This window comes from Nostoc sp. DSM 114161, assembly GCF_052692665.1.
This window is the reverse complement of record NZ_CP195141.1, coordinates 4818753-4839128: the sequence shown is the minus strand read 5'-3', so window position 1 is coordinate 4839128 and position 20376 is coordinate 4818753. Positions and strand designations below refer to the sequence as shown.

The 20376-nt window shown below is 41.7% G+C and carries 2 protein-coding genes; both read right to left on the bottom strand.

Annotation, left to right across the window (positions count from 1 at the left end; all coding sequences use genetic code 11):
* Positions 1-11 precede the first annotated feature (11 nt).
* The gene (locus NSTC745_RS20810) at positions 12-10973 is read right to left on the bottom strand and encodes an amino acid adenylation domain-containing protein (RefSeq protein ID WP_445632634.1); all 10962 of its coding nucleotides are present in this window, start codon (positions 10971-10973) and stop codon (positions 12-14) included.
* A gap of 219 nt (positions 10974-11192) precedes the next feature.
* Positions 11193-20345 carry an amino acid adenylation domain-containing protein gene (locus NSTC745_RS20805; RefSeq protein ID WP_445632633.1) on the bottom strand — a complete coding sequence of 3051 codons (9153 nt, stop codon included), beginning with the start codon at positions 20343-20345 and terminating at the stop codon, positions 11193-11195.
* Positions 20346-20376: the final 31 nt, after the last annotated feature.

Below are 20376 nucleotides of genomic sequence, written 5' to 3'. Positions count from 1 at the left end.
CATTCTGATATTTAATTTATTTTTCGCTTTGTTTCTAGAAGTTTAGCTTTTTCTTCTGGTGTCATTTTTTTGAGGCGTAAAAATGCTTTTGCTATTTTTTCAGTGCGCCCTACTTGAGGCTCTCGCACAAATAAAAGTTGTGCCATTTTTTCAATTGTTACGGTATCAAAAAGTTCCCGCAATTCTAAATCAATCAAGAATACTTTTCTAATGCGAGCATGAACTTGGGCAGCTAATAGAGAATGTCCGCCAAGTTGGAAAAAGTTGTCCATAACTCCCACCCTCTCAACTTGCAGAATTTCTTGCCAAATGTAGGTTAATGCTTCTTCGATCGCATTTCTCGGCGCTGTATAATCAACTTGACGATCGGACTGATTTGGTAACGGTAGAGCAAGGCGATCGACTTTATTATTAGGTGTTAGAGGTATCGCATCTAGAAACACCCAAGAGTCAGGCAGCATATAATCCGGTAGTTTTGCCAACATATATGATTGCAAAGTTTCAATAGTGGGTTTTTCAGCCTCAGATTTGACAACTAGATATGCAACAAGCTTTTTACCTGCTACAGTATCGTCAATAGCTTGGACAATAGCTTGTGCGATCGCAGGATGAGTTTCTAAAACTGTTTCAATTTCCCCTAGTTCGATGCGGAAACCACGGATTTTAACTTGATAATCGATGCGTCCCAAAAATTCAATTTCACCATTGGGTAGCCAACGCGCCAAATCACCAGTCCGGTATAATCGCTCACCAGGATTTGTGGCTAAGGGATTGGGAACAAATCTTTGGGCTGTCAAATCTGGTCTTTGGCGATAACCCCGTGCTAATCCTACTCCCCCAATCAACAACTCACCTACAATCCCTTCTGGAACTGGATTACCAGCATTATCCCAAATATAAATTGATGTGTTAGCAATTCCCCTACCTATAGAATGTGCATCCTGTTGTAGCTTAATTTCTTTGATGGTAGACCAAATAGTGGTTTCCGTTGGCCCGTAAACATTCCACAGATTCACCTGAGAGTTGAGAAGAGAGGCGGCTAAATCAACTGGCAAAGCTTCTCCACCGCAGAGAATGCGAAAACCATCATTTGGTTGCCAAGCAGCAGCCAAGAGCAATCTCCAGGTAGTTGGAGTGGCTTGCATCACCGTGGCTTGGGATGTTTGCATTAGTTGAGCTAACTTAAATCCATCTCTGGTAGTTTCTTTGTCAGCTAGGACTAATTTTGCACCGCTAATTAATGGTAAGAAAAGTTCTAGTCCAGCAATATCAAAAGACACTGTAGTTACTGCAACCAGGGTATCAGCAGCAGTCAGTCGCAGTTTTTCTTGGAAACTGAGGAGGAAATTTACCAGAGATTCATGCTGAATTTGTACTCCCTTGGGTCGTCCAGTGGAACCGGATGTATAGATAACGTAAGCTAAGTGGTTGTTACCAGCAACCGCAGGTGCTGCGGTTGCTGGTTGGGTCGAAACCGAATCTAGCAATAGAACTTTTGCGGATGATGCTGGAAGCGCTGGCACAAGTTGATCTTCGGTGATGATTACAGCCGCCGCGCTGTCTGCAAGCATCCACTCCAGGCGATCGCGCGGGAAGGTAGGATCTAGTGGTACATAGGCCGCACCTGCTTTCATGATTCCTAACAGTGCAATCGGCAAACCTGCATGACGTTCTAAACAAACCGCCACTAAGGTTTCTGGCGTTACACCAAGTTGTAGTAGTGCGCGAGCAACTTGATTAGATTTGCGTTCTAAGTCTGCGTAGGTTAGGGAGGGGAAAACAGCGATCGCTTCGGGAGTTTGAGCGGCTTGCTGACTGAATAATTCATGTATTGGAGTATTGGAGTAATGGGTAATGGGTAATGGGTAATTTATCTTACCTAATTCCGCTTTCGATAACAAACTAATTTCACCAATGAATTGCGGTTTTTCGGTAACAAAACTAGTCAATATTTGGGTTAGATGATGTAAGATATCTCCTCGTGTTTTTGCACTCCCAATCTGCTGCCCAAAAGCGATTTTCAGCGTTAAATCATCTCCTGGCAAGGCATATAGACTGATGGGGTAATGATTTTTCTCCAAAGATTCAACAGAATGGATCGCCAGTTCTCCTGGATTTTGACGCAGACTTTCTTCCACTGGGTAATTTTCGTAAACCACAATGGATTCAAACAACGGTTCTCCTCTCTTAATGTCACTCCATTCTTGAATATCTACTAAACGAGTGAAGGAATATTGATTAATTGCCGAGATGCGATCGCGCAATTCTATTAACCACGGTTTCAATGGTGTAGCTGCATCTAATTTCAGACGCAAGGGCAAGGTGTTAATAAATAGACCCACCATCTCTGCAAAACCTGATAATTCGGTAGTACGTCCCGATACAGTGACACCAAAAACTACATCTTCAGAACCACTATATCGGCTCAACAGAATGCCCCAAGCAGCTTGCACTAAAGTATTTAATGTTACTTGATTATTTTGAGCAAATATTTTGAGTTGGGTGTAAATTTCTTTTGGGATAGTAGTTTGTAAAGTTTGGTAATTTTCAGAATAGTGTTTTTTAATACCAAAAGTAGTTGCTTCCCGGAAACCGTTTAATTGTTTGCGCCAGAAAGATTCTGCCAAACCAGATTCTTGTTTGTGCAACCAAGCAATAAAGTCTCGGTAGATGGGTGGTTGTGGTAAATTTGGACGTTCTGTTTTAGCTTGGTAAAATGCGATCGCATCCCGGAAAACTAGAGGTAATGACCAACCATCCAAAAGTAAATGATGGTGAGTCCAGAGAAATTGCCATTTCTGTTCTTGGGTTCTCACTAACGTCATCCGCATCAGTGGGGCCCTTTCCGTTGAAAAACTTTGGTGACGGTCTGCTGTTAACAGAATTGACCATTTCATTGCTACTTCATTAATATCGCATCCGCGCCAGTCTTCGTAGACAAAGGGCAAATTGACCCGGCGGTGAATGCGTTGCAACGGTCGGGGTAAATCTTGCCAGATAAAGGAAGCGCGTAAACTAGGATGGCGGTTAATACAAGATTCCCAAGCCTTTTTAAAAGTTTCTACGTCTAGAAACCCTTCAATTTCACCACTTACCTGTTGCAGATAAATATCTTTTTCTGATTCATAATTTGCATGGAAAAGTATTCCTTCCTGAACAGGGGATAGAGGATAAATATCTTCTACATCAGTAGTTCGCGCCAAAGCAATAACTAATTGTTCTGAATTAAGGTTAGCGAGGGGAAAATCAGTAGATGTTAAACTGTATTCTTGCTGGCGGCTAGTTGCTAACAAAGTCTGTAAATGTTTAGAAAAACTATCTGCTAAACGGCGAATCGTTTCTTCTCGGTGCAAAGCTTTGCTAAAACCAAACCGTATTTGGAGTTTGCCGTTAGCAATTAAACTAGTAATTTCTAGTTGAAAAGCCCGCCTATTTTTTGGGTGTCGAGATAGTCCGACATCTTCGGTGGCTGGGGTAAAGGGTGCTGCTTGGGAAAGATTTTCATCAAATTGCCCCAAGTAGTTAAAGAGGATGCCTTGGGTAATTGGCGGTAAGATAGACGCGAATTCTGGTTTTTGAGAAAGGATACCATAAGCAAAGCCATTATTTGGCAAGTTCCGCAACTGTTCTTTAACGCCTTTTAAATTGCTCTTTTGAGTTTTCTCTAGTTTGCAAGGAAAAAGAGATGTAAACCATCCCACAGCATCAGAGACATCAATGGCAGTAAAATCGCTTTCTCGTCCGTGACTTTCTAGGGCAATTAATATTTTTGATTCACCTGTCCATTCTGTTACCACTTCTAAAAGAACTGCTAGCAAAACTTCCTGAATCCTAACTTTGTGAGTGCGCGGTAGTTCATACAGCAGACTATCAGTTTCATATTCGCTGAAATTGCATTCTATTTGAGTAGCAGAAATTTCTGTATTTTCTGCTATGCCATCAGGAAAATCAAGGGGTAATTCTGAATTAGAAACTTGTTGGGTTTTCCAGAAAGCTACTTCTTCTTGCCAATCAGAATTTTCAGTTAGGGTATGTAGATGTTGAGTCCACTGTGGGAAACCGACACTATGAGCAGATAAGGAAATTTCCTGTTCCTTTTGTAAAGCATCACAAGCGATCGCTAAATCTTGCAAAATAACGCGCCACGAAATACCATCAACTATAAGGTGATGGATAATTAGCAGTAATTTATCGGATTTATTCTCATCATTATGGAAGTAGACGGCGCGAAATAGAGGGCCAGTAGCTAAATTAAGTTGTGCTTGAAATTGACTGGCAATTTTTTGTAATTCTGTTTGAGAAATAGCAGTTTGGTTTACAATATCAAAATTTAAAACATGACTATCATCATCTAACCATTGTATCCATCCAGCTTCGGTTTGGCGGAATCGCAGGCGAAAAGCTGGATGACTTGCGGCAATATGACTTAAAACTGTTTGAAAATGTGACGCATTAAATCCCGGTTTTATATCCAATAAAACCGTCTGATTCCAGTATTCAGGATGTTGTAAAGATTGCTGGAAAAACCATTGCTGAATAGGAGTTAGCGCTACTTCACTACCTACAGGAATTGATAAAGCATTGGGTAATTTTGCTGTTGTTTTAATATGAGGTGTAAGTGCTGCAACTTGGGGATTTTTAAACAAATCTTGTGGCGTGAAATAAAGTCCAGCATCCCGTGCTTTAGCAATAATTTGCAGGGCAAGAATCGAATCTCCTCCCAGTTCAAAGAAGTCATCTTTAATTCCCACACGGGATACTTGTAGTACTTGCTGCCAAAGTTTAGTTAAAATCTCTTCAGTTTTGGTTTGTGGGGCGATATATTCCTCACGGGCTATGATATTCTCTTCATCAGGAGCGGGTAAAGCGTTAAGGTTAATTTTCCCATTAGGCAGTAACGGCCAAGCATCGAGACTGACAAACACCGAAGGAATCATATAATCAGGGAGCAGGGCAGATAATTGCGATCGCAAAACTGTTTGCCAGGATGTCGGTGGTATTTTCAATTCCAGATAAGCAACTAGTCGATTGGGTTTACCAGGAGTAGCAATAGCTTTGGTGACAGCCCGAACTACCCAAGCTTGTTTTTCTAAAGCTGCCACAATCTCGCCAGTTTCGATGCGGAAACCTCGAATTTTGACTTGTCGATCTGCACGTCCTAGAAACTCAATCCTACCATCAGGTAAATACCGGGCGCGATCGCCTGTGCGATACATCCGACTGCCTGCATTTTCAACAAAAGGATCGGGTAAAAAGCTTGCAGCGGTCATGCTTGGGGAATTCCAGTAACCACGAGCTAATTGGGAGCCAGCCACAAATAATTCACCCGGTGTACCAATAGGCACAGGTTGCAGATGAGAATTTAGGATATATAAACGAGTGTTGCTGACTGGTTTGCCGATGGGAATAACTTCGGTAATTTCCTTTTCTCCACAACAATGAAAAGCAACATCAATAGTTGTTTCCGCCGGCCCATAAAGATTCACTAATGTAGAGAAGTTAGATGCAACATCTCTAAACTCATCCCACACCCGTCTTTTCAGCGCTTCACCACCGCTAAAAACTAAACGCAGACATGAACATTCAGAAAATCCCGGTTCACCAAGGAGTATTTCTAAAAGACTCGGTACCAATTGCAGCAAAGTCACATTTTCTTGCTGAATAGTTTTGACTAGATACGCCGGATTTTGATGACCTCCCGGCTTCGCCATCACGAGTTTAGCTCCCACCATCAAAGGTGTCCAGAATTCCCACACTGAAGCATCAAAGCTAAATGGTGTCTTTTGCAAGACTACATCCTCACAATTCACCCCAAAAGTCTCCAAAAACCAAGCTTGATGCTGGGCTAAAGCCCGATGGGAAATCGCAATACCTTTCGGTCGTCCAGTAGAACCAGATGTAAATATGATATAGGCGATATTGTCAGCCAAAACCTGAATTTGTAAATCTTCAACAGATTGAACTGCAATTTCTTCCCTATAAATATCAACACAGATAACTTGACAAAAATTATCCAAAAAATTTGTTTTACTCTCGTTACTTTGCGGTTCGTTTTTCCCATCCCACATTTCTAAATCAGAACGAGACAGCAGCAAACTAACATGAGCATCCTCCAACATCGACTGAATACGCACAGCTGGATAATGAGGGTCAATTGGCACATAGCAACCACCTGCCTTCAGAACCGCCAACATAGCGCAAACCATGTCTAAAGAACGTTCCAAATAAATACCCACAGGCTGTTCTACACTAATACCAAACTCACCCAAAAATCGCGCCAACTGATTGGCTTTTTGATTCAATTGGGCATAAGTCCAACTTTCTCCCTCACAAATAACAGCGATAGAATCAGGATTTTTTGCTGCTTGTTGGGCGAAATTTTCATGTATTAGTGATTGGAAATTGGGGATTGGTAATTGCAAATTTTGAATTAAACTATCTATGCCTAATTCACGATGAGCTTGTGGATTTGCAATTAGGGACTTCAAACTTCTTTGGTAATAGTTAACAATATTCTTGATTTGCTCATCATTAAATTGTTGACGATCGTAAGTGATATTAAATGAAAGAAGTCCTGCACCTACTTCCTCACTCCAACTGACAGCAAAAGGAATATTTGTTTCATCTAAAGATTCCGCCTGGATTAATTCTACTTCTCGCCAATTGAGCAGTCCTTGATAAACGTGGAAATGAACAAAATTAAAAGATGTTTCATATAAAGGTTGATTCCCATTTAACCTTTGCAATTCTGCCAAAGGAAACCGACGATTTGGCATTAACTCTTGTTCAGCCCGCCAAGTTTCTGCAATTAAATCAACCCAAGAACCTCTCGGTAAAGACAAGCGTAATGGCAATGTATTTAAGAATAGTCCTAAAACGCGATCGCTATCAGTTTCTGTCGGTCTACCATTGCTCACCAATCCAGTAACCACTTCTGTGTCGCCAGAGCAAAAACCAATAATTTGGAGATGAACTGCTAGTAATAACGTTTTTAGAGGAACGCCCAATTGCTTAGATAAATCTTTTAAGTTGTGGGAAATTGTTTCTGATAAAGTGAGATCAAATTTTCCCATTTTCGTTTCTAGGGGAAGCATACCCGTCCACCTTGGTAGTCTAGTGAAGGGAATTTCCGCCAGTTTATTTTGCCAAAACTCTCGCTGATTACTGTCAACCAAAGCTTGTTTTTCTAAAGTAATAAACCTAGAGTATTTCAAAGCTGGTGGAGTTGGTGGCGCAGGTACACCCCGATCGAGTAGATATAGGTATAAGCCTGTTAATTCTGATAAAAAGTTAGCTAAACTCCATCCATCCATGATGGCATGATGCAAAGTAAAAGATGCTTGCATCACATTATCATCGAGTAGGTGAATATGAAAACGCATTAACGGCGCACTCTTGTACTCGAAGCGATTCTCCCGTTCTTTGGCAATAAATGTTTTTACATAATCATCTTGTGCTGAGGGCGATAAATTAGTTAAATCCTCAAAAACAACTTTAGCAGTTACTTCTTTAACAACTGCCTGAATCGGTTGACTAAATTCAGCTAAATAAAATGCCGTCCGTAATATCTGATGTCTGGCAAACATTTGGGTATAAGCTGCTTCCCAAACTTTGAGATCGAAAGGTATACGAATTCGGAAGCTAAAAACATCATGGTAAGTTCTAGAACTTTGTGAATATTCACCATGAAAGAGCATTCCTGCTTGCAGTTGTGCCAAAGGATAGGCATCTTCAGCCCAATTTTGTAACTTTTCTTTATCTGCAAGTGAAATTAAGGCGAAGGGTTCTTCATCAATATTATCGCTGTCTACTACTTCTGATTCTGCCAACAAGTTGGCTAAATCCAACAGCACAGGATGAGCAAAAATTTGCTCTAATTTTAAGTTCAATCCTTGAGTTTGTGCGAGCGAAACAACGCGGATACTGCGGATAGAATCGCCACCTAAAACAAAATAATTATCAAATCTTCCGATGCGATTTATACCTAAAACTTGTTGCCAGATGTCAGCTAAAATTTCCTCGATGGGTGTAGCGGGAGGAACAAAGGTAACTTCAAGATTTTCCCGTTTAATTTCTGGTGCGGGTAGCGCTTTGCGATCGATTTTACCATTAGCTGTCAGTGGTAATCGCTCCAGATAAACAATCTGCGACGGTATCATATAATCTGGCAAATGCCGCTGCAAATAATTTCGCAGTGTTTCGATGGTTGGTTGCTTTCCAGGAGTACAAACTACATAAGCAATTAAGCGTTGTTGATTACTTTGGGCTTCAGAATGAACTAAAACAATAGTTTCCTGCACCTCAGGGAACTGGGAAATAACGGCTTCAATTTCGCCAATTTCAATGCGGAAGCCGCGAATTTTCACTTGATAATCTATGCGTCCTAGATATTCCAAATCGCCGTTAGGGAGAAAACGTCCTAAATCACCAGTGCGATACAAACGCGATAGTGAATCTACTGAAAAAGCATCTTCAACAAACCGTTCTGCGGTGAGTTCTGGTCGGTTAAGATAACCACGCGCCACTCCAGCACCCCCAACAAAAATTTCACCAATCACTCCAGTTGGTAGGAGATTACCATCAGAATCCAGGATATGGAGACGTAAATCGGGGATTGGTTGACCAATTAAGCTACCAGATGATTCGTCTATATCTTTTTTGCTAATAACTCTATAGGTGACGTGGACTGTTGTCTCTGTAATTCCGTACATATTCACCAAGCACGTCTGATTTTCTTCATGACGTTCAAACCAGGGACGCAAACTTGGTAAATTCAGGGCTTCGCCGCCAAAAATGATGTATCGTAGGGGAGAGGCAATCTCTCTCACACTTGATTCTGCTGCTAGTAATTGAACAAAAGCAGAGGGAGTTTGATTCAAGACAGTAACTTGCTCATTGTGAAGCAGCTCAAGGAAGCTTTGGGGGTTACGGCTGACACAATAAGGAACGATTACCAGTCGCCCGCCATAAAGCAAAGCTCCCCAAATCTCCCAAACGGAAAAATCGAAGGCAAAGGAATGGAAGAATGTCCAAACATCCTGCTCGTTAAATTCAAACCATTGCTGGGTGCTGCGGAATAGTCGGGTAACATTGTGCTGGGTGACTAATACACCTTTGGGTTTCCCTGTCGAACCAGATGTGTAGATAATGTAAGCCCCTGAATTAGGGTCAAGAGTATCTCCTGTCAAAGGTTCATTGCTTTCAGTTAAATAGGGCGCATCTTCCCCATCCAGACAAATTTTAGCTGTGGATTCTGGAAGTTGGGAACTGATGGTAGTTGTGGTGAGAATTAATTCCGCTTCACAGTCAGAAATGGTAAACTCGATGCGATCGCGAGGATAAGCCGGATCGAGAGGAACATAAACACCCCCTGCCTTAACTACACTCAACATAGCTATAATCAGTTCTGGAGAGCGCTCCAGACAAATCACCACGCGTTTATCTGCACCAATACCTTGCTTTTGGAGATATTGAGCAAGATGCTGAGAACGGCGGTCTAGTTCTTTATATGTAAAGCTTTCATTCTCAAATGTTAGAGCAATACGGTCTGGATATTTGTTTACAGTTTCTGCAAACATTTCCCTGATGGTAATTGGTGATTCGTAATTGGTAATTAGCCTGTTCTCAATTACCGATTCTTTATGACCAATTAGCGATAAAGACTGCAAAGGTGCTTGAGCATTATTTGCCATGTTAAACAGTAGATGGCAAAATTGCTCTAGCAATAATTCCATAGCCACCGCATCAAAGCAACTCGCATTGTAACTTAATTTGAGTGAGAGTCCATCCCCCGGAACAACCACTAAAGTCAAGGGATAATGGGTAGTTTCAAAGAAAGACGACTCAGGAACATTCAACCCAAAATCTGCTGTTTTTAGGGATTTATCAACCGGAAAATTTTCAAAAGCCAGCAAAGTTTTAAACAGTGGTTGTCCTCGTGGAACATCACTCCATCTTTGGATATCTGATAGACTCGAATGTTCAAACTGACGCATTAAGGCTGTGCGTGCTTGCAGGTTTTGCAACCAAGAATCAAGGGTTTGTTCTCCAGATATTAAGACGCGAAATGGCAAAGTGTTAATAAAAGGGCCAATCATCCCTTCTACTTCTGGAAGTTCTGGGGGGCGTCCCGCTACTGTAATTCCGTAAACTATGTCTGTGTTGCGGGTATAACGGTTAAGTAATATCGCCCAAGCTCCTTGAATCACGGTGTTGAGGGTGACGTTACAATTACGGGCTAATTTCTGCAACAAAGCAGTATTTTCGGGCGATAATTGGTGCTTTATTTCTCCAGTTTCAAAAGCACTACCTAGCTTTGCTTTGGACAAGATTAATAAGGGAGTAGCACTTTCAAAGCCACTCATATATTCACGCCAAAAGGATTCACCTTCTTGGGGGTTCTTCTGTTTTAACCAAGCAATAAAATCACCGTAAGGGCGCACATTTGGCAGGGAAATTTCTACATTTTCTTTAGCTGCTTTGTGCAACATCAAGAATTCACGTAGTAGTATCGGCCAAGACCAACCATCCAAAATTAGATGGTGGTGACTCCACACTAAATCCCAGCAGTCTTCGCCTAGGCGAATTAAGGTTACTCGCATCAAAGGTGGACGATTAAAAATAAATCCCTGTCGTCTATCTGATTCGAGAAATTCTCTCAGGCGGCTTTTTTGTGCGGAGTTACTTAAACCACGCCAATCTTCTTCTGCTATCTTAAATACGAGATTGCGGAATACAACTTGTACGGGTTCAGTTTGCCCTTTGGTGATAATGGCAGTCCGTAAAATTGGATGGCGGTCAACTAAAGTTTGCCATGCTTGACGGACTGCAATTACAGAAATATTTCCTTCTAAACGGCAATGGAATTGCTCAAAGTAAATGCCAGATTCTGGTTCATATAAGGAATGAAATAATAATCCTTTTTGTAAGGGTGTGAGGGGAAAAATATCTTCGATTTTATCTTTTAGGCTCATATAATAATCCTGTTTAAATGTAGATGCAGTTCAGTTATGGCTTAATTTTTTGTCTGTCAAAGTCAATTTTTAAAACCTAGACACGGAGTGGCTTTCCGCAGGCTACCGCAAAGGAAGAAAAGGAAAGAATGCTTAACTCAACTAGATGCAGGGAGACTTGTCGCAGATTACTTCAAAGGAAACAAAGTACACGAATAAAAAATAAAGATTGGATAACGGTTATTCTAAATCTTCTAAAATTGAATCTAGTTCATTTTCCGATAAATCAACTAAGTGAAAGTCGGTAGCACTATAAAATGATGAATTAGTGGATATTGAATCTGTTAGGTATAAGCGGAGGTTATTCAGATAAGTTGCTGCAAGGTTATCGATAGTCTGTCGATGATGAATCTGCTGGCTGTAAGACCAGTCTACTTGCAAGCATTCATTTTGGATGCGAGCATTAATTGCTAATAGGTGGGGACGTTCTTGTTCAGCAAATAATCCTGTTCCTGTGGGAGCATTGCTGATATTGAATAGGTTATTGCTTTTTGATAGGTTGTCAGTTGGCCCTAAATAATTGAAACTAATGCCAGTTGGTTGTACAGTGTCTAGCATTTCCTGTAAAACTTGATTTTGGCTGATGTAACACAGCAACCCGAAGCTAATACCATGATGGGGAATTCCTCGTAATTGGGTTTTAATTTCTTTAAGCAACACATCCCGATCTGCATTTTTGATTGGTTGTTTCAGAATAATTGGATAGAGGGATGTAAACCAGCCAACTGTCCTGGAAAGATCCAATTCACTAGCTAGTTCTTCTCGTCCATGTCCTTCTAAATCGATCGGCCAACTATCCGATTTGTAAGTGTCAGTTAGGGTTTTTAGTAATGCAGCTAGCATGATTTCTTGCACGCCAGCATGATAGATGGCGGTTGCTTGTTTGAGAAGAGTATTTGTTTCTTGTGGGGAAAGTTGGCAAGATATTATGGCTGTACTGCCTACTGTGTTGCTTCCAGGGATGACTGGATAATCAACAGGTAATGCGGTGACAGGAGTAGAGAGAATATTTTGCCAAAATGGAATGTCTTTGATGAATTCGTTTGAGTCAGCCAGAATTTGCAAAGATGTAGTCCACTCTCGATAAGAGGATGTTTTGGGAGGTAAGGAAATAGGCTGGTTATCTATAGCTTGTTGGTAAGCTTGGTTTAAGTCTTCCAGCAGAATCCGCCAGGATACGCCGTCTACAATTAAATGATGTCCGAAGAGAAACAGAACGTTTCCATATCCGGTGATATTTGTGGCATATAGCACTCGTAACAACGGCGGATGGTCAAGTTGGAAACTCCCGTGTTCTGCTTCCACGATCGCAGTTAAAGTATTTTGCTGTATTTGGGGCGGATAGTTGCTAAAGTCTTCGAGCCGCAACGGGGGACTTTCAGCCAGCCCAGAGTAAGATTGCTCCCATCGTCCTTGATGTTCAGAGAATTTTAATCGCAAAACATCATGGTGAGCAACCAAAGCATCTAATGCGATCGCTAATGCATCGATTTTCAATGGTTCTTTAATATTCAAAGCGATCGCTTGGTTCCAATGATGCGGATGAGTCCAATTTTTAGCAAAAAACCAATGCTGGATGGGTGACAGAGCAACAGTACCAGTTAATGGCTCATCAGGGCGGCGAGACTCACCTAGCGCTAATGGTTTGGCTCTCGCCGCTAGTCGGGACAGGGTTTGAGCTTCAAATATGTCTTTGGGGCTAATCTCCCAGCCAGCAGCACGGGTACGAGAAACGATTTGCAAGCTCACGATCGAGTCTCCCCCCAACTCGAAGAAATTATCATCGGGATTGACGGTTTCTAGCCCCAACACTTCTGCCCAGATTTGGGCTAATATCTCCTCTGTTTGAGTTTTTGGTATGGTTGGGGTTATTGGTATTTCGGGTGCGGGAAGGGCTTGACGATCGATTTTGCCGTTGGGGGTGAGGGGCCATTGTGTGACTAACACCACTGCACTGGGAATCATATAAGCTGGTAAAACCTCTGCTAAATAATCCCGTAATTCGTTGGTGGTAGGTGGGTTTTCCTTGGGTGTGAGAGCATAAGCTACTATCCGCTTGCGTCCTGGCATATCTTGGCGCAGGATCGCCACTGCACTGTCTACCGTAGCGTATCTGGTTAAAGCAGCTTCAATTTCCCCTAATTCAATCCGATAACCGTTAAATTTTACCTGAGCATCTTGCCGACCCATAAACCGGATGTTTCCTTGCAAGTCGTAAACGCCGCGATCGCCTGTTTTGTAAAGTCTAGCTCCCGGTGTTTTAGCTAAGGGATGGGGTATAAATGCCTCTGCTGTTAAGCTGGGGCGATGTAAGTAGCCTCGTGCTAAACTGATTCCTCCAATATAGATTTCCCCAGTTACACCCAAAGCCACTGGTTCTAAAAAGGAGTCCAGGAGGTAAATTTCGACATTAGCGATCGCTTTCCCAATGCTGGGTTCACCGAGTAAATGGGAACAATTCATCAAGCTGGCGCAGACTGTTGCTTCTGTGGGGCCATAGGCGTTAAAACAAGCACGTTTCTCTCCACCCCAGCGCCGGAGTAAATCACCAGAAGCTGCTTCCCCAGCCACAATCAGGGTTTGCAATTGCGGTAAATTTGTAGGTTCAATGGCGGCTAGCAGCGACGGGGGAAGGGTGACATGAGTAATTTGCCAATTGGTTAATGCTTCCCAAAGAGCAGAACTAGGAGAACGATTTGCTTTTTCTTGCAGATATAGAGTTGCGCCGCCACCCAAGGCCATAAAAATCTCAGAAATTGCAGCATCAAAATTCAGAGAAGCAAATTGATAAATGCGACTCTCGGCTGTGACACCAAAACTCGCAGTTTGATTGCATACCAGATTTTGAATACCTGCATGAGACACTAAAACGCCTTTCGGTTTACCTGTAGAACCAGAGGTGTAAATAATGTAGGCGAGATTCTCTGCTCTAAATTTTAAATTAGGACGATTAGGAGCATGAGGTATTGAAATTCCACCCCGATCTCCAATAATTATCACTTTAATATCACCTGGAAATAACCCTGGTGGCGGGGCTTCTTTTGTGATAATCAGATGAGTTTGGCTATCTTCTACAATGAATTGCAGACGCGTTTCGGGATAGCTGCGATCCAGGGGAAGAAATGCTGCTCCCGCTTTCAATACGGCCAGCAGGGCAATAATAAAGTCAAGATCGGGGTGAAAATATAAACCTACAATTGATTCATAGCCAATGCCAATTGATATTAAGGTAGCGGCTAATTGATTGGCACGTTTTTCTAATTCACTATAGGTAATTGCATCATCGCCACAAACTAACGCCACAGAATTAGGATGTAAATCTGCCGAGTCTTCAAACAACTGATGAGCCGTGCGGAAATCTCCCCAAATAATAGCATTAGTATTTCTTTCATTGCTCATCTGCTCTTGTGCTGATAAAGCCTGGATTTTTCCCAACACAAAATCCGGTTTTTCAGCCAGATTGACCATAATATTTCGCAGTCGTGACAGGAGAACTTCCGCGGCTGTTGCAGACAGGAATTTTGTTTGGTAATTCAGCTTTAACAGCAATCCATTATCTGGAATTACACCGACTGTCAATGGGTAATTAGTTCGTTCATAAAACTGGATATTATCAACTCGAAAATGCTGCCCCTGCTCTTTTAAACTTTGGTCAACTGGATAATTTTCAAAGACTAAAATACTCTCAAATAATGATTCTCCCGCTGCCAAGGGAATTTCCTTTTGAATATCCGTCAATTTACTATATTCGTATTCTCGCATCTGTACATGATGCTGTTGAATGTTTTCTAGCCAAGCGGTGACGGTTACTGTTGGATTGAGATGAACTCGCATCGGTAGGGTGTTGATAAATAACCCTACCATATTTTCAATTTCGGCAAGTTCCGGCGGTCGTCCAGAAACGGTAACACCGAATAGTACATCTTCTCCCGCACCATGTTTTTGTAAACAAAGTCCCCAAGCACCTTGAGCTACAGTATTCAGTGTTAGTCGATGCTTTTGCACCATCTTTTGTAATTTGGCAAATTCTACTTGACTTAGGCGTAATTCTACTTCTGCATAGGCAGTTAAATTAGTTACTAATTCCTCTTCTGGTAGTTGCCAAGATAGGCGAGTTGATGTGGTGATATCATGCAGAGTCTCCTGCCAAAACTGCTTGGCTTCTTCACGATTTCGAGTTGCTAGCCACTGAATATAATTACGATAAGGTGGAATGGGAGGTAGAGAATGGGGAACTCGTTGACAGGTTGATTCATAAATAGCCAGAACTTCTTTAAATATTACTGGTAATGACCAACCATCAAGAATGATATGGTGATGACTCCAAATCCATTGCCAGGTAAAATTATCTAACTGAACGACGCTAAACCGCATCAATGGGCATCTATCCAATAAAAATCCATTTTGACGATCTTCTATCAGATATTGCTGAAGTTTATCCTCTTGCTGTGCAGGTGATAAATCGCGCCAGTCTTGTTGTAAAATAGAGAATTGGATAGATTTACTAACAATTTGCAGAGACGAATCTTGATTGTCCCAAACAAAGGCGCTACGTAAAATTGGATGTCTATCTACGACGGTTTGCCAAGCAAAATTAAACTTGTCAACATCGAGTTTACCGATAATTTTGCCTGTTACTTGTTCAAAGTAAATTCCCTCTTCTGGGTTATATATAGTGTGAAATAGCATCCCTTCCTGCAAAGGAGATAGGGGATAAATATCTTCTAACTTGGAATATTTTTCTTGTAGAATGTCTATATAAGATTGGGGAATCCTAACTAAAGCGAAATCTGAAGGTGTATATCTACCTATACCTATATTTGTACAATGGTTGAGGATATTTAGCAGATTTTGTTGAAACTCGCCAGCCCATTTAACAATTGTTTCTTGGTTATGCAAGCTGGAACTATACAACCAATCAACGCGCAATTCTCCTTCAATGACAATACTGTTAATATCAATGATGTGGGGGCGCAAACCTTCAGGATTTCGTGTTACTTTTATCTCTTCATTCAGTAACTGGAATAACTTATTTTTGCCACTTTCGCTTCGCACTTGACCAAGATAATTAAAGCTAATGGGTGCTGGGAACGCTTCAGCAAAACTATTAGCTGTTTCGTTATTGAGATATCTTAAAAGACCATAACCAAACCCTCGTTGGGGAATGGAACGCAGTTGTTCTTTGACAGTTTTAATCATATCTGCCTCTAGACTACTAGCTGGCAATTCTAAACGCAGAGGATAAAGAGTAGTAAACCAGCCAAGGGTGCGAGTAATATCTAAATCTGAGGATAGTTCTTCTCTACCATGCCCTTCCATGAGAATTTGCAATGTTTGCCTTTGGGTAATATTCCTCAAAGTTTTACCTAAAGCGGCAATTAATAATTCTTGGGGTTGGGTGCGGTAAGCTTTATTGGCTTTAGTAAGAAATATCTGAGTTTGTTCTTTGGTTAATTTCAAGGAAACTGTTTTAACAGATGACTCTTGGTTGTCTGTTAAAGACTTGGCAAAATCTAGAGGTAATTTCGCCGTTTCTCCTTTAATAGTATCTAGCCAAAACTGTGTTTCTGCTTGGATATCTGTTGAGTTGGCAAAGGTGTGGAGAAATTGACTCCATTGCTGGAAAGATGTTGGAGGTGATGAAATTTGGCTACCACTAATTGCTTCTACTAAATCCTGAAGCAAAATCCGCCAAGAAACGCCATCAACAATCAAGTGATGAATAACTATTAAGAGCCGAGATAGGCGATTTTCTCCTAGATTAAACCAAACAGCACGAGCCAGGGGGCCGTTAGTCAAATCAAGCGATCCCTGTACTCGTTCCCCAACTTCCCGCATGGTAGCATTTTGTTCAGACTCTGTTTCGAGAGCTAAATCAACTATTTCCCAAGAAAAGGCGGCTTCGTTTTCTGTATAAAACTGTCGCCAAACTCCTTTGTTTTCTTGAAATCTTAATCTCAAACTATCGTGATGTGAAGAAATAACTTTAATCGCGGCTGCAACTGTTGGCGCTTCTAGGGATTGATGGACTTCCAAAAGTATGGCTTGATTCCAATGATGAGGATTGGGAAGATTGAGGTTAAAAAACCATTTTTGGATGGGACTGAGGGGAACTTCACCTGCAACTATAGTAGTAGGTAATGCTGGCGATGCCTGCGGCGGGCGTTCGCCTAGCGTCTCGGAGAGAAGCCATCGCATCATTTGCGCTACAATAGCCAACCGTTGGACTGTTTGTTCCTGAAATATTTCTTTTGGCGTTAATATCCACCCTTGGCGACGCATTTCGGTGACGACTCGCAACGCCAAGATAGAATCACCACCTAAATCGAAGAAATTATCCTCAATCCCTATAGAATCCAAACCTAAAACTTGCTCCCAAACGCGACAAATTACCTTTTGAGCATCAGTTTGTGGTGGTATTAAACTGCGTCTAGCAGTAGCTTGATTCCAATCTGGTGCAGGTAAAGCTTTGCGGTTAATCTTCCCTTGGGCAGTCAAAGGCATAGCATCCAACAACATAAAGGCTGCCGGAATCATATAATCGGGTAAACGCTCTTTTAGGGCTGTCCGCAACTGATTTTGATCGATTTGACCATTCGGTACAACATAAGCTACCAAACGCCGATCTTTTTCAGCTTCTGAGTGGACAATAACTACCGCTTCTGTTACTTGTGGAAGTACGGCTAAAGCGGCTTCAACTTCCCCTAATTCAATGCGAAAACCGCGTACTTTCACTTGCAAATCGCAGCGTCCCAGATATTCAATATCGCCATTGGGCAAGCGTCGGGCCAAATCCCCTGTACGATAGAGTCTAGCTCCCGGTTGTTGGCTGTATGGATCGGGAATAAACCTTTCTGCTGTCAATGTTGTGCGGTTGAGATATCCTCTAGAGACACCCATACCACCCACATAGATTTCTCCTGGGATACCAAACGGTGAGGGTTCTAGGGCATCATCTAGTATATAGAGAGATAAGTCTGGGATGGGTACACCAATGACGCTACCGCGATTTTGTGAAATATCCTCTTCTAGAATGGGACGATAAGTAACGTGAACGGTGGTTTCTGTAATCCCATACATATTGATTAAACGCGGATAGCCATCGCCGTAACGTTCTATCCAAGGTTTGAGGCTTTGTAATTCTAATGCTTCCCCACCAAAAATAATTGCTCGTAAAGCCAGTGTGTCTGCAAATTCTCTATCAGCTCGAATAAGTTGGCGAAAGGCGGAAGGAGTTTGATTGAGGATAGTAACGCCTTCTTGTTGTAAAAGGGTGCGAAAGGCTTCGGGAGAGCGACTTTCTAAATAAGGAACTACAACTAGTTTGCCACCATATACCAAGGCTCCCCAAATTTCCCAAACTGAAAAGTCAAAAGCGAAGGAGTGAACCAGTGTCCACACATCATTTTCATTAAAGTCAAACCATGCTGCTGTATTTTGCATGAGTCTGACAACGTTGTTGTGAGTGACTACACAACCTTTTGGCTCTCCTGTGGAACCGCTGGTATAAATAATGTAGGCTGCTTGATTAGGGAGAATTTGGGAAGCAAAGTTTACATTTGGTGAGAATTCTAGCTTGTCAATCACCAATAATTCCGTTCCCACCACCGGAATTGCAGATACCAAAACTTCTGCTGTTAACAACAAAATAATACCACTATCTTCCGCAATAAAACGTAGGCGATCGCTCGGATATTGAGGGTCTAGCGGTACATAAGTACCACCTGCTTTGAGGACTGCAAGTAAGGAAATTACTAACTCTGCACTCCGTTCTAGAAAAATGCCTACCCGTGTTTCGGTAGTTACTCCTTTTTGTTGTAAAACAGCAGCTAGTTGGTTGGAGCGTTGGTCTAATTCTTGATAAGTTAATTTTTTGTCTAATGTAATCAGAGCAATTCTATCGCCATGAGTGCGGGCGCTTTTAATAAAAAGTTCAACTAAATTTGTTGGCTCGAATTTTGTATATTCTGATGTATAACCTAAGGCTAAAAGTTCCTGTCGTTCGCTGGTTGTTAACAGAGGTAAAGCATTAATGCTAAGATCGGGGGCACTAACAGCAGCGATTAATATTTGTTGATAATGAGTTAGTATCCGCTGGGCTGTTTCCAGTGTAAACAAGTCGGTATTATATTCCAGTGCTACTAGCCATCCCTCAGCAGCAGGTTCTAACATCAAACTGAGGTCGAATTTCGCACCACCATTATCTATATAGATGGGTTGAACGATGATCCCTGGTAGCTGAATTTCGCCGATGGGTGCATTTTGCAAGGCGAAAAGGGTTTGAAAAATGGGTGAACGACTAGGGTCACGCTTAATTTTCAGTTTCTCTACCAGGAGTTCTAAGGGGACATCTTGATGAGCGTAAGCTTCAACGCAGGTTTGGGATATTTGGCGCAGAAATTGGCGAAATGAAGGTTGTCCAGAAAGATCGCCGCGTAGAGGTAAAGTATTAACAAAACAACCAATGAGGCAATCAATTTCACTACGTTTGCGATTAGCGATCGCAGTACCGACTATAATATCGGTTTGACCAGAATAACGAAATAGTAAAACTTGATAAACTGCCAATGCCACCATAAAAAAGGTAGCACCTTCTGATTTTGCTAATGCCTCTACAGAGGCAGTGAGAAATGCTGACAGAGGTTCACGCAACACTGCGCCATTAAAAGTTTGTGATGCTGGACGTAATTTGTCTAGGGGTAAATCAAGCACCGGCAGAGGTGATTTTAGTGCTTGTTCCCAGTAAGCTAATTGTTGTTGAATTGACTCTGCTTGCAGCCAGTTTTGTTGCCATTCAGCATAATCGCCGTATTGAATTGGTAATGCTGGCAAAGAAACTTGTGAACCTTGAACAGCTGCACTATAAAATTCGGTCAGTTCCTTAACAAATATTCCTAAAGACCAGCCATCACTGATAATATGATGTAGATTCATCAAGAGAATATACTCTTGTGGTGATATCTCATACAAAGTCGCTCTCATCAATGGCCCTTTGACGAGATTGAAGGGGCGACGAGATTCTGTTTTTAAGATTATTTTGAAGTTGTCTGCTTGTTTGTCTAAAAATGATTCTATTATTTTATATTCGAGATAAAATTCCTGTTCTGGATGAATTAATTGAACAGGTTCCCCATTTTCTAAAGCAAACGTTGTTCGGAGAGTTTCATGGCGGTTGATAATCTTTCGGAAAGAATCTTCCAGCGCTACTCGCTCAAGATTACCCAGTAAACGCAAAGCGATCGGAATATTATATGCAATGTTACCAGAAGAAACTATTTCCTGATACCAGAGTTGCCTTTGAGAGAGAGATAGAGGCAATACATAAACTTCCATAAATCAAATTCGTTTCTGAAGAACAGAACTA

Coding starts and splice junctions, on each gene's coding strand:
- NSTC745_RS20810 (WP_445632634.1), bottom strand. CDS start 10,973: ATGAGCCTAAAAGATAAAATCGAAGATATTTTTCCCCTCACACCCTTA.
- NSTC745_RS20805 (WP_445632633.1), bottom strand. CDS start 20,345: ATGGAAGTTTATGTATTGCCTCTATCTCTCTCTCAAAGGCAACTCTGG.